At 65.4% G+C, this 9,068-nt stretch carries 11 protein-coding genes; 3 read left to right on the top strand and 8 right to left on the bottom strand.

Going from position 1 to position 9,068, the window contains the following annotated elements; all coding sequences use genetic code 11:
• Window positions 1–225: 225 nt before the first annotated feature.
• Window positions 226–1,284 (bottom strand): GlxA family transcriptional regulator, encoded by a 1,059-nt coding sequence (locus UB48_RS16285; protein WP_052676530.1) that lies wholly within the window; start codon window positions 1,282–1,284, stop codon window positions 226–228.
• 33 nt (window positions 1,285–1,317) lie between these two features.
• Here UB48_RS16285 and UB48_RS16280 point away from each other — a divergent pair, with 33 nt between their 5' ends.
• Together UB48_RS16280 and UB48_RS16275 are read left to right on the top strand one after the other, a co-directional pair.
• A complete protein-coding gene (locus UB48_RS16280) occupies window positions 1,318–2,271 on the top strand; it encodes an ABC transporter substrate-binding protein (protein ID WP_045198871.1) in 954 nt (317 codons plus the stop codon).
• Between the two features lie 63 nt (window positions 2,272–2,334).
• Window positions 2,335–3,456, top strand: a complete 1,122-nt coding sequence (locus UB48_RS16275) for an aryl-sulfate sulfotransferase (protein WP_045198869.1) — start codon at window positions 2,335–2,337, stop codon at window positions 3,454–3,456.
• A gap of 4 nt (window positions 3,457–3,460) precedes the next feature.
• Here UB48_RS16275 and UB48_RS16270 read toward each other — a convergent pair whose 3' ends face one another.
• From UB48_RS16270 to UB48_RS16265, 3 genes are all read right to left on the bottom strand, one after another.
• Window positions 3,461–3,991, bottom strand: coding sequence for a cupin (locus tag UB48_RS16270; protein WP_045198867.1), 531 nt, complete (start codon window positions 3,989–3,991; stop codon window positions 3,461–3,463).
• A gap of 35 nt (window positions 3,992–4,026) precedes the next feature.
• Window positions 4,027–4,173, bottom strand: a complete 147-nt coding sequence (locus UB48_RS27730; RefSeq protein ID WP_156160215.1) for a hypothetical protein — start codon at window positions 4,171–4,173, stop codon at window positions 4,027–4,029.
• An 88-nt stretch (window positions 4,174–4,261) separates the two neighbouring features.
• Window positions 4,262–4,996, bottom strand: a complete 735-nt coding sequence (locus UB48_RS16265; RefSeq protein WP_045198865.1) for a TraX family protein — start codon at window positions 4,994–4,996, stop codon at window positions 4,262–4,264.
• A 125-nt stretch (window positions 4,997–5,121) separates the two neighbouring features.
• Here UB48_RS16265 and UB48_RS16260 point away from each other — a divergent pair, with 125 nt between their 5' ends.
• A complete protein-coding gene (locus UB48_RS16260) occupies window positions 5,122–5,319 on the top strand; it encodes a hypothetical protein (RefSeq protein WP_143013287.1) in 198 nt (65 codons plus the stop codon).
• Here the strand turns inward: UB48_RS16260 and UB48_RS16255 are convergent.
• From UB48_RS16255 to UB48_RS16240, 4 genes are all read right to left on the bottom strand, one after another.
• Window positions 5,316–6,593 carry an NTP/NDP exchange transporter gene (locus UB48_RS16255; RefSeq protein WP_045198861.1) on the bottom strand — a complete coding sequence of 426 codons (1,278 nt, stop codon included), beginning with the start codon at window positions 6,591–6,593 and terminating at the stop codon, window positions 5,316–5,318. The two genes, UB48_RS16260 and UB48_RS16255, sit on opposite strands and share 4 nt — an antisense overlap.
• A 4-nt stretch (window positions 6,594–6,597) precedes the next feature.
• Entirely contained in the window at window positions 6,598–7,509 is a 912-nt protein-coding gene (locus UB48_RS16250) for an aldo/keto reductase (protein ID WP_045198859.1), read from the bottom strand.
• A 132-nt stretch (window positions 7,510–7,641) separates the two neighbouring features.
• Entirely contained in the window at window positions 7,642–8,421 is a 780-nt protein-coding gene (xth, locus tag UB48_RS16245) for an exodeoxyribonuclease III (protein WP_045198857.1), read from the bottom strand.
• A gap of 66 nt (window positions 8,422–8,487) precedes the next feature.
• Window positions 8,488–9,048: a YSC84-related protein gene (locus UB48_RS16240; protein WP_045198856.1), complete on the bottom strand. Its 561-nt coding sequence runs from the start codon at window positions 9,046–9,048 to the stop codon at window positions 8,488–8,490.
• Between the last annotated feature and the right edge of the window lie 20 nt (window positions 9,049–9,068).

Genomic DNA, 9,068 nt, shown 5'->3' with positions numbered 1-9,068 from the left:
TCGGCCTTCTGCAAGGGACGATAGGTGGCGCCTGCGATTACGTACATCTAGAAGCAAAGCGCTTTTTTGCTTTCGCTTTTCGTGCATCGCCGGTCCATTCACCACCACTCGTAGCCCGCCACGAAAGCGTAAAGGTGAAGTGTGAGCAGCGTTGCCAATGGATCCGCTCACGCCTCTCAAGGCCTACGCCACCTGTGGGAACCGCCTTGCCGGCGATGAAACCTGCTAGCGCGCAAGCTGCAGCCTTGACTGTGAACGGTAGCCCAGCGGGCTGGTGCCCAGTTGCCGCTGAAAACTGCGGCGCATGCGTTCTTCGTTACCGAAGCCGGTGGTTTCGGCGATGCGCTTGATCGGTTCCTGGCTGGTTTCGAGCAAGCGGCAGGCGGCTTCAAGCCTCAGGGTTTCGACGGTTTGCGCCGGGGTGCCGCCCGTAGCCGCGGCATAGGCGCGGGCAAAGTGCCGGGGGCTCATGCCGAGTTTTTCGGCCAGGCGTTCAACCCGCAGGTCGCCATTAAGGTTTGCCGCGATCCAGGCATGCAGGCGCACCAGGCGCTGGTCACGGTCGCGGTGCAGGGCTTGGCTTTGCGCCTTGAGCGGCGCGCTGAGCTGGGCCTGCTCGGCCGAGCGTTGCAAAAACACGGTGAAGTAACGCGCCAGGGCCAATGCCGCCTGGGCACCCAGGTCCTGTTCGAGCAGGGCCAGGCCCAGGTCGATGCCGGCCGCGGCGCCGCCGCAGGTCCATAAGCGCTCATCATGCAGGTACAACGCCTGGTGTTCCACGCGCAGCGCCGGGTAGCTGTGTTGCAGAGCCTGGGCAAACTGCCAGTGGGTGACCACCCGGCGTCCGTCCAGCAGCCCGGCGGCGGCCAGGGCGAAGGCGCCGGTGCCGATCGAACACAGGCGCCGCGCCGTCGGCGCCCGGCGTTGCAGCCAGGCGATTGCCTGCTGGTCACGCTCAAGCTCGGCAACCCCCGGCCCACCGATGACGATCAAGGTGTCGATTGCAAGCGCGCTGTCGACCTCGGCCAACGAACGGGTCATCACGCCAATCCCGGAGATCGTCTCGATCTCGCCGCCCTGGGCCGACGCCAGTATCACCCGGTAAGGCGGGTTATCGGCCAGTTCGCCGCCGAGCACCCGCGACGCCGCGGCAAATACTTCAAGGGGCCCGGCGGCGTTGAGCAGCAGCGCGCCGGGAAATGCCAGTACCAGCACCGTCCGGGCGCTGTGCATGGCAGAAAAGGTGGGGTGTTTGGCATGGTGGCTGGCAGGTTGCGTCGACATACTCAAGGCACACGTGATTCGAGAGCCCAGACGATGCCGAGAAAGTCCTTCACTGCCAAGCACCTTGTGTTGCTGACCAGCCTGCTGGCCACCTTGCAGGTCTGGGCCGCGCCCGCGCCGGAACTTGAAGTCGGCGACCAGAGCGGCCTGACCCAGGCGCTGCTGGTGGCCGCCGGCCAAGACCAGGGGCTTGCCTACCGCCTCGACTGGCACCCGTTCGGCGCCGGCACCGCGCTGATGGAAGCGCTCAATGCCGCTGCCATCGACGTGGGTGTAGTCGGTAACGCGCCACCGGTGTTTGCCCAGGCCGGCGGCTTTGCGGTGCGCGTGGTCGCCGCGGCTGAAGGTGCACAGAACAACAACGCGCTGCTGGTGCAGGCGGACTCGCCGATTCGCCAGGCGGCCGACCTCAAGGGCAAGCGCATCGCCGTGGCCAAAGGCAGCAGCGGCCACTACCTGCTGCTGGCCACCCTCGCCCGCGCCGGGCTGCGGCTCAGTGACGTCAACGTGGTCTATGCAAGCCCGGTGGATGCGCAGAGCGCCTTTGCCAGCGGCAAGCTCGATGCCTGGGCGGTGTGGTACCCCTTTGTCGGCCAGGCCACCGCGCGCGGTGCGCAAAAACTGCTGGACGGCAGCCAGTGGCCGGAAACCGGGCTGAACTTTACCGTGGCAAGCCTCGCCGCCCTCGACGATCCGCACAAAGCCGAGGCGCTGGGTGATTTCGTCCAGCGCCTGGCTCGCGCCCAGGCCTGGGCCACGGCCAACCCCGAAGCCTGGGCGCAACAATTGGCCAGGGTTACCCGCCTGCCCTTGCCGCTGGTGCGCGACATGCTTGCCCAGCAGCACTTGCAGTACGTGGCCCTGGACGCCCGGGTCATCGGCCTGCAGCAACGCCTGGCCGACAGCTTTGCCCAGGCACGGTTGGTTCCGCGGCCGATCAAGGTCGCCGAGGCCTTCGACGACCGCTACAACCCCCTGCTGCCCTAACCCCCCTGCCCTTGTCGCCATGCCGCAAACGCCGGCAGGGCGGCGTTCATCTGGAGAAATGTGATGCCCACCCTCGATAACACAACCTTGCGCCGCCAAGCCACCGGCCTGCTGGCCGTCGACGCCGAGCGTTCGGCCGGCGGCTACACCCTGTTTGCCCCGCAAACCGCCGGCGGCAAGGTGTTTTTGATCGACCTGCACGGCGAAGAAGTGCACCGCTGGCAACTGCCCCAGCGCCCCGGGCGCGACGCGGTGATCCTCGCCAACGGCAACCTTGGCTACAACGGCAATCACCCGGATTCGCCCGAGCTGTTTCCGGGCTGGTCGGTGTGGCATGGCGGCGCCTTCAGCGAGGTGACGCCCGAGGGTGAAGTAGTCTGGCAGCACACCGATCTCGGCCATCATCATGACGCCCAGTGGCTGGCCAACGGCAACCTGCTGTACACCACCGCCGAGCCGCTGCCGCTGGACATCGCCCGCCGCGTGCAAGGCGGTATCCCCGGCAGCGAAGCGCCTGGCGGGGTGATCTACGGTGATGTGGTCAAGGAAGTCGATCGCGCCGGCAACCTGCTCTGGCAATGGCGCAGCTGGGAACACCTGGCCCCGGAGGACTACCCGCTGCACGCCTGCTTCGAGCGCTATCACTGGCCGATGACCAACAGCGTGACGCCGGGGCGCGACGGCAAGGTCATCCTCAGCCTGCGCAGCGTGTCCTCGGTAATCGCCGTCGACAAAGCCAGCGACCGCGTACTCTGGCGCCTGGGCCATGACCTGGTGGCGCAGCAGCATTGCCCCAGCGAGCTGGCGGACGGCCGTATCCTGGTGTTCGACAACGGCATCTCGCGCCCGCAGGTATCGATGCCGCATTCGCGGGTGATCGAGATCGACCCCGTGCGCCAGCGCATCGAATGGCAATATGCCGATACCCCAGGCTACGCCTTCTTCACCCCGTTCATGGGCGGCGCCCAGCGTTTGCACAACGGCAACACGCTGATCACCGAGGCCAACTTCGGCCGCCTGTTCGAGGTTACCCGTGCTGGCGAGGTGGTCTGGGAATACATCAACCCGCATTTTGCCGCCTACCCCGACGCCGCCTCACAGGCTTACCTGCCGGGTGAAAACAATGCGATCTTCCGTGCGCACCGTTACCAGGCGCAGGATATCGCCTGGCTGCAACGCGACTAGCGTTTTAGATCCGCCAGCCGCCGGCGCCGATCACCGGGTCCTGGCAAGGTAACGGCACCTGGGCGATGCGCGCCTGGCACGCCTCATGGGTCTTGGCGCTGGGGCGCTGGATGTCGTAGCCCTGCTGGCCCAGCGGGTAAGCGCCGACCACCAGAAAGTCCTCGCTGCTGTCGATGCTGCAGTGCCCGGTACCGGCCGGCAGCACCAGCACATCGCCGCGCTTGAGCCCCAGGAGCTGGCCCTGCGCACCGCCGAGCATCACCTGGGCGTGCCCGCAGGCAACGCCCAGGGCTTCGTGGGCGTTGGAGTGATAATGCTGGTAGGCAAAGATGCCCGCACGCCACAAGGGTGGCCATTGATGGGCGCGGAACAAGGCTTCGAAGCCCGCCGCGGCGTCGCTCTGCGGCGCGAGCCGAAGATGATAGAGCAGCACCGGCAAGCGGCTGTTGGGGGTCGCGCCGTCATCCTCGAAATACAACAGCCGGCGATTGCCGAGCATGGTTTGCGGGTCGATCTCACTGAGGTGCGGGTTCATCACGGTTGTCCATCTGACCTGCGCTGCTGGCACCCTTAGCGCTGATTGTCGCGCTCGTGCTCGCGGGCGATGCGCTCTTCGCGCCGTCGGCGCCGGGCCAACGCCGCGCCCCAGGCCAGTACCCCGACCGAGGCGATCAGCATCGCCGCCAACAGCAAGTAGCCCCAGTGAACTTCCATCATGCTGCGACACCTGGGGCCCGAATCAAGCCCTCACTGATCGATACACCTGGGTCCGCGCGACTTCGACCGGTGAGCCAGTACCTGAAGCTCAAGTATAGTCAATGATGGTAATGAGTTTGATCAGCAACAGATGCAGCGGATAGAACCAGTAGCCCCAGCGCCCGACGCGCCATACCTGACGTTGCAGCTGCAGGCGCAACAGCCCGAGGCCGAGCGGGGCCGACAGCAGTGCGGCGCCCAGGGCCATGAGCGAGATCGCCTGCAGCGGATGGGCGCGCAGCCAGAGGTTGCTCAGGTTGGCCGCCACCGCCAGGCCTGCAGGCAGCAGCCACGCTAGCGGCCCCAGGCGCAGGGCCAGCAGGAATGCCGCCGGCAGCAGCACCCCGGCAAGCCCGTACATCAACCCGTCGGCTGCCAGCGTCGCCACCACAGCTGTTGCCAGGGCAACCCACACACTGCTGCGCCGACGGTGATGGTGCAGGCCCCAGGCAATCAACAGGCCCAGCGCCAGGGTCGGCATGATGTTGAGCGTCGGCGACGGGCCGTTGAGCCAGCGATACGGCCACTGCGACAGCACGGCAAAAATCACCAGCCCTTGCAGGTAGCGCGCCGTGCCCGCGGTAAAGGCCTGCCCGGGTGGGGCGCGGGCCACGTTGGCGGCAATCGCCAAGCAAAACCACGGGAACGCCAGGCGGCCGACGACAAACAGCCAATGCTCGGCCGGCCAGATAAAACGCAGGTGATCGGCGATCATGCTGATGATCGCCAGCCACTTGAGCAGGTCCAGGCTGATGTGCCGCTGGGCGCCACGCTGCTCGCTCATGTCCGTCCCGCTCGGAAAAAGGTTAGCGAACAATGCCACAGGCACCTGCAGTTTGTCGGCTGGGCTGGCAAAAGGTTGCAAATATGGATTACTGTATATGCATACAGCAACAACGAGTAACCATGATGACCGACTACGAAGAAGACTTCGCCGCACCGGACTCACCGACCCTGGTGGAAATGTGGAAGCATCAGGTGGTCCTGATGACCAACGAAGCCGAGTACCTCAACAGCGAACTGCTCAAGGCCCGGCAGAACATTGCCAAGCTGGTGGCGATCAATGCCGAGCTTGCCGCGCAGTTGCGCGGGGTGCGCAGCAGTTAATCATGGCCCGGCTGATCCTCGCGCCGGCGCTGCTGACGCCCCAGCCACCAGCCGCTGCCTGCCCAGCCCAGGGCAATCCCCGCGCCGATGAGCATCGCCAGCTGCGGGTGATCGCCCATCACATCCAGGCCGCGCTTGAGCCAGCCACTCACGGCATCGGCACCGCGATAAACCACGGTGTCGGTAAAGTTCTTGGCCTTGTACTTGTGCCCGGGCTCAACCACGGTGTAGAGCATTTCGCGTCCCGGCCGCACCAGCGCGTACTCGCCCACCCGGCGCACCACCATGACCAGCACGAACACGGCAAACAGCGGCGCCAGGGCCAGCCAGATGAACCCCAGCACCATCACCAGCGGCACCGCCACCAGCAACACCCCGACCCCGAGCTTGCGGGCGACATGCCCGGTGACAAACAGCTGGGTGAGGATCGCCAGGGCCTGCACGGCGCTGTCGATCAGGCCGAACACCTGGGTCTGTTCGGTACGGCTGGTGAAGTGCGCGGCCACCAGCCGCGCCTGCTCGAAATACAAGAAGGTGCTGACGCTGGCCAGCAGCACCACGAACAGCGCTATACCCAGCAGGTAGGGCGAACGCAACACCTCGCTGGCACCGGCAAAGGGGTTGCCGCCCAACGCCTGTGAACGCGGATGCTCGGTTTGCGCCGGCAGCGGGTACAGGTCGCGCCAGTGCTGCAGGTACATGGCCGCCACCACACTGGCGAGCAGGCACACCGTGGCCAGCAGCACCAGCCCGGCGTGACCGATCAGGCCCACCAGCAACGTCCCGAGCAATGGCCCGAGCAAGCCACCGCCGCTCGCCCCCGCCGCCAGCAGGCCGAACAGGCGCTTGGCCTGCTCGCTGGAGAACAGGTCGGCGAGCACGCTCCAGGCCAGGGAGATGGTCAACAGGTTGAACATCGACAACCAGATATAGAACGCCCGCGCGCCCCAGAGGTTATCGGGTTGCACGGCGAACAAGGCCGCAAACAGCAACAGGTTGCTGGCCATGAACGCGTAGGTCCAGGGCAGGATGCGCCGGCGCTGTACTTTCGAGGCCAGCCAGCCGAACAGCGGCAAGGCGATCAGGGTGACGACAAAGGTCCCGGTGAACAGCCACTGCAGGTTGTCCACGCCACCGGCCACGCCCATGGTTTCGCGCACCGGGCGCAGCATGAAGTAACCGGCGAACAGCAAAAAGAACAGCGCCAAACCGGCAACCACCGCCGGCGCCTCGCCAGGCCTGACGTTGAACACGCGGGTGCCCAGGCGTTTCATGGCTTCAGGCGAACTGCTTGATCAGGTCTTGTTGCTGCGCGCTGGTGAGCAGTGGCCCGCTACCGGCCTTGAGCTGGTCAAGCTGGCGGTCCGGGCGGCTGGTGGCCGGGATCACCGTGGTCACCGCCGGGTGGCTGATGGCGAACTTGAGAAACAACTGCGCCCAGCTACCGATGCCCGCCTCGGTCGCCCAGCCAGGCAGCGCCTGGCCCTTGACCTTGGCAAACAGCCGGCCATCGTCGAAGGCGCGGTTGATCAACACCGCCACGCCTTTGTCCTGGGCCAGGGGCAGCACGGTGCGCGCAGCCTTGGGCGAATTGACCGAGTAGTGGATCTGGAGGAAGTCCAGGGCTTCACTGCGCAGAATGTGCTCAAGCGCTTCCAGGCCACTGTCAATGTAGTGGGTCACGCCGACATAGCGGGTCAGGCCCTGGGCTTTGAGTTCGCGGGCATAGGGCAACTGGCGTTGCCAGTCGCGCAGGTTGTGAATTTGCAGCAGGTCGACCTTGTCGGTGCGCAGCTTTTGCAGGGTCCCGGCCCACTGCGATTGGGCGTCGGCGCGGCTGTCGGCGGCGATCTTGGTGGCGATAAAGGTTTTGTCCCGCCAGCCGCCCTCCTCCAGCAGCTGGCCAAGGATGGCGTCGGCGCCGCCGTAGTTGGGCGAGGTGTCGATAACCCGGCCGCCGCCATTGAAAAACACCTTGAGCACTTGCTTGAGCTGCTGGTACTCAGGCGAACCCGCCTCGACCTCGAAACTGCCAGACGTACCGGCACCGATCACTGGCAGCGCCTCACCCGTGGACGGGATCTTGCGGGTGAGCATTGCGCTGCTGGCCTGGGCCAAGGGCAAGCCAGTGAGGGCCAGCCCGGCGGCCAGGGTGGCACTGGCGGCAAGAAAGTGGCGACGGGTGGGCATGGCACACCTCCTGATAAAGCCTGCACTCAAGGGCTAAAAGCTTAGTGCGCGAGAGCGCTTTGCACCGCAGTATTCGTAACTGCATATGTAGTCGCTAGCTGCACTCAATCCCGAGGGCCGTTGTACGCAGGCTCACGCCCGGACCTTGAGCTCGATCCACACCGGCGCATGATCGCTGGCGTGCGCTTCGTTGCGCACCCAGGCATCGACCCCGGCGTTTTTCAGCTGCGTGGCCAGGGCCGGGTTGAGCAGCAGGTGATCGATACGCAGGCCGGCGTTTTTCTGCCAGTGCTGGCGAAAGTAGTCCCAGAAGGTGTAGACCCGCTCATCCGGGTACAGCTGGCGGATGGCATCGGTCCAGCCCTGGGCCAACAGGCGCTGGTAGCAGTCGCGGCTCTCGGGCTGGAGCAAGGCGTCCTTGAGCCAGGAGCGGGTGTTGTAGATGTCGAAATCGGTGGGCACGACATTGAAGTCGCCGGCCAGCAACACCGGGTGATCGTTGCCGACCAGGGTCTTGGCATGGGCGATCAGCCGCTCGAACCAGGCCAGCTTGTAGGCGAACTTCGGCCCCGGTTGCGGGTTGCCGTTGGGCAGGTACAGGCAGGCGATATGAATGCCCTGTACGGCGGCCTCCAGGTAGCGGCTCTGGCTGTCGTCCTCAAGGCCCGGCAGGCCGCGGCGGATCTCCAGCGGCTGGGCCTCGCGGGCAAGAATCGCCACGCCATTCCACGAGGCCTGGCCGTGGTGCAGCGAGCCATAGCCAAGGGCCTCGAAATCGGCGGCCGGAAACGCAGCATCGGCGGCCTTGAGTTCCTGCAGGCAGACCACATCGGGCTGTTCGCGCCGCAGCCAGTCGAGCAGGTTGGGCAGCCGCGCGCGAATGCCGTTGATATTGAAGGTGGCGATCTTCAAGGGGTCTTCCTCTGGCTTGCCAGCAATGGGCTGCAGCGCAGCCCGCAAAGCCTCAGACCACCACCGTCAGCGTTTGATCAACGAGATTTTCGTCCCTTCGATACTCACCCCGGCCATCAGCCCCTGCTGGTCGAATACGAAGGCGTAGGCATCCTGCTTGAGGGTCGAGGTCGAGAGGTTTTTCGCCACGCCCTGGTCAACCAGCACCACGGTCGGCCCGACACCCACTTCCCAGCCTTTGGTGTCCTGCACGTACTTGACCGCCTTGTCGGTCATCAGAAACACCGCATAGGCATAGGACTGCGCCCCGGCCTGCAAGCCCCAGGAGCCGGTGACCGAGTTGTAGTAGCCGGAAACCTTGCTGCCTTTGTACAGCACCCCTTCGCCATAGCTGCCGCCAAACACCAGCCCGGCCTTGACCACTTTCGGGAACACCAGCACGCCCTTGGCCGTGCGCGACATGGTTTCAGCCAGCGGGTGGGCCTTGTAGAGGATTTGCAACGCCTGGCGGGCGTCTTTGTCGAGGTCTTCGGCGGTGGCGGCACTGGCGCTGTTGTTCAGGCCCACGGCGGCCAGGGCGACGAACGAAAGCACGAGGGCGAAGAGAATTCGCAATGGATGGTTCATGGCTGTGCTCCAACACCGGC

The sequence above is a fragment of the Pseudomonas sp. 2(2015) genome (genome assembly GCF_000955865.1).
Taxonomy (GTDB): Bacteria; Pseudomonadota; Gammaproteobacteria; order Pseudomonadales; family Pseudomonadaceae; genus Aquipseudomonas.
The sequence above is the reverse complement of the archived record's forward strand: the minus strand, read 5'-3'. Positions and strand labels throughout refer to the sequence as shown.

Bases quoted from the DNA above. Each gene is read 5' to 3' on its own strand.
- UB48_RS16285 (WP_052676530.1), bottom strand. From the start codon at position 1,284: ATGTCGACGCAACCTGCCAGCCACCATGCCAAACACCCCACCTTTTCT.
- UB48_RS16280 (WP_045198871.1), top strand. From the start codon at position 1,318: ATGCCGAGAAAGTCCTTCACTGCCAAGCACCTTGTGTTGCTGACCAGC.
- UB48_RS16275 (WP_045198869.1), top strand. From the start codon at position 2,335: ATGCCCACCCTCGATAACACAACCTTGCGCCGCCAAGCCACCGGCCTG.
- UB48_RS16270 (WP_045198867.1), bottom strand. From the start codon at position 3,991: ATGAACCCGCACCTCAGTGAGATCGACCCGCAAACCATGCTCGGCAAT.
- UB48_RS27730 (WP_156160215.1), bottom strand. From the start codon at position 4,173: ATGATGGAAGTTCACTGGGGCTACTTGCTGTTGGCGGCGATGCTGATC.
- UB48_RS16265 (WP_045198865.1), bottom strand. From the start codon at position 4,996: ATGAGCGAGCAGCGTGGCGCCCAGCGGCACATCAGCCTGGACCTGCTC.
- UB48_RS16260 (WP_143013287.1), top strand. From the start codon at position 5,122: ATGACCGACTACGAAGAAGACTTCGCCGCACCGGACTCACCGACCCTG.
- UB48_RS16255 (WP_045198861.1), bottom strand. From the start codon at position 6,593: ATGAAACGCCTGGGCACCCGCGTGTTCAACGTCAGGCCTGGCGAGGCG.
- UB48_RS16250 (WP_045198859.1), bottom strand. From the start codon at position 7,509: ATGCCCACCCGTCGCCACTTTCTTGCCGCCAGTGCCACCCTGGCCGCC.
- UB48_RS16240 (WP_045198856.1), bottom strand. From the start codon at position 9,048: ATGAACCATCCATTGCGAATTCTCTTCGCCCTCGTGCTTTCGTTCGTC.